The following is a 1,704-nucleotide window of genomic DNA, read 5'->3' as shown; positions in this document are numbered from 1 at the left end:
CCAAACTCGATGCCAGCGAGATTGCTGAGATTATGGATTTGCTTAAGTCGCGTCATTTGCCAAAAGGCACGACAATTGTGCGCGCGGGTGATGTGACTGATGCAATGTATTTTGTGGTGACGGGCGAGGTGGTTGTGAAAACAGGTGGTCAAACGCTGCGTTTGGGGGCAGGGGAACACTTTGGCGAAACGGCCCTTTTGGCGCAGGACCTGAATATGCTTTCGGCAAAGACCGCCACAGCGTGCGATTTGTTAGAGTTGGACGCGCATGATTTCAATTACTTGTTGACACAAAACACCCATTTACAGGCTGACTTTAAAGCGATTGCAGACGAGCGATTAAAGACCAAATAGCATTGTGATCATTCAACTTCTCTGTGTTCTTTCAAAATGTATGGCGTGTTTTTCTTCCCGGTATTTGAGTCAGATGTATGCTGGCGATACAATTGGAAATGTGCGGGGAAAAGATCTCCCTGGACCGCGGACGCCGTGAAAATGTGACGGGTGTTTTCTGGTGTACGGGCAAACCAATCCGGATTGTCGAATGTGCCCCCAAATACCCCGACAACTTCTGGAAACCGTGCAAAGGTCTGGAACAGTTTGGTGCCGCAGTTGCCACAAAAGTTAATCCACAATGCTTGATCACTCATGTCCGAGATATGCTCGTATACGGTTGTAGCGCCTTCAGTAACGGAGACACTTTCTTTCATAAAGATAGGTTCTAAAAGGTAGGCGGAACCCGTGGACCTTTGACACATTTTGCAGTGGCAGATTGTGGTGTGGATCGGCTCACTTGTGACGCTGTATACAATTCCGCCACACAAGCAACGCCCATTTTGGCTAAGATTTGACATTTTTGAATCCTGAGCATTTGTCCCCAATATTGCACAAAAAAACCGCCCACACTAGCGTGTGAGCGGTTGTCTTTTTGCCTTACAAAGCGGAGTGGCGCTATGCCATCGCTTTTTGCAAGTTCTTGTCGATTGCTTCAAGGAAGCCAATTGTTGAAAGCCATTCCTGGTCTGGCCCAACAAGTAGAGCCAAGTCTTTGGTCATGCCGCCGCTTTCAATTGTGTTGATCACAGTCTCTTCAAGCGTTGAAGCGAACTTTGCCAACTCGGCATTGTCATCCAGCTTCGCACGGTGGGCCAAGCCACGTGTCCAAGCAAAGATTGAAGCCGTTGAATTCGTTGAAGTTGCTTCACCTTTTTGGTGCTGACGGTAATGACGTGTCACTGTGCCGTGTGCAGCTTCTGATTCAACAGTTTTTCCGTCTGGTGACATCAATACTGACGTCATTAGACCCAAAGAACCAAAGCCCTGTGCAACAATGTCAGACTGCACGTCGCCATCATAGTTTTTACAGGCCCAAACATAACCACCAGACCATTTAAGGGCTGAAGCAACCATGTCGTCGATCAAGCGGTGTTCGTACCAGATTTTCTTTTCAGCATATGCATCAGCAAATTCAGCGTCAAAAACTTCTTGGAACAGGTCTTTGAAGCGGCCATCATAGGCTTTCAAGATTGTGTTCTTTGTTGAAAGGTAGCAAGGCACACCTCGGTTCAACGCGTAGTTCATTGAGGCGCGTGCGAAGTCTTTGATTGAATCATCCAAGTTATACATCGCCATAGCAACGCCTGAACTTGGTGCGTCAAACACTTCATGTTCGATTTCTGCGCCATCTTCGCCAACAAACTTGATT

General features: G+C 47.5%; 3 protein-coding genes. 1 reads left to right on the top strand and 2 read right to left on the bottom strand.

What is annotated here, in order from left to right; genetic code table 11:
- On the top strand, window positions 1-353 hold a 353-nt coding region (locus Q0231_RS03435; RefSeq protein WP_299345109.1), incomplete at its 5' end, for a cyclic nucleotide-binding domain-containing protein.
- Window positions 354-361: 8 nt separating this feature from the next.
- Here the strand turns inward: Q0231_RS03435 and Q0231_RS03430 are convergent.
- Together Q0231_RS03430 and Q0231_RS03425 are read right to left on the bottom strand one after the other, a co-directional pair.
- A complete protein-coding gene (locus Q0231_RS03430; RefSeq protein WP_269393881.1) occupies window positions 362-853 on the bottom strand; it encodes a GFA family protein in 492 nt (163 codons plus the stop codon).
- Between the two features lie 97 nt (window positions 854-950).
- Window positions 951-1,704, bottom strand: a 754-nt coding sequence (locus tag Q0231_RS03425; protein WP_299345105.1) for an NADP-dependent isocitrate dehydrogenase, incomplete at its 5' end; no start/stop codon positions are given.

This window comes from uncultured Maritalea sp. (assembly GCF_937139385.1).
GTDB lineage: Bacteria > Pseudomonadota > Alphaproteobacteria > Rhizobiales > Devosiaceae > Maritalea > Maritalea porphyrae_A.
Note: the sequence above shows the minus strand (reverse complement) of the source record. Positions and strands in the feature narration are given on the sequence as shown.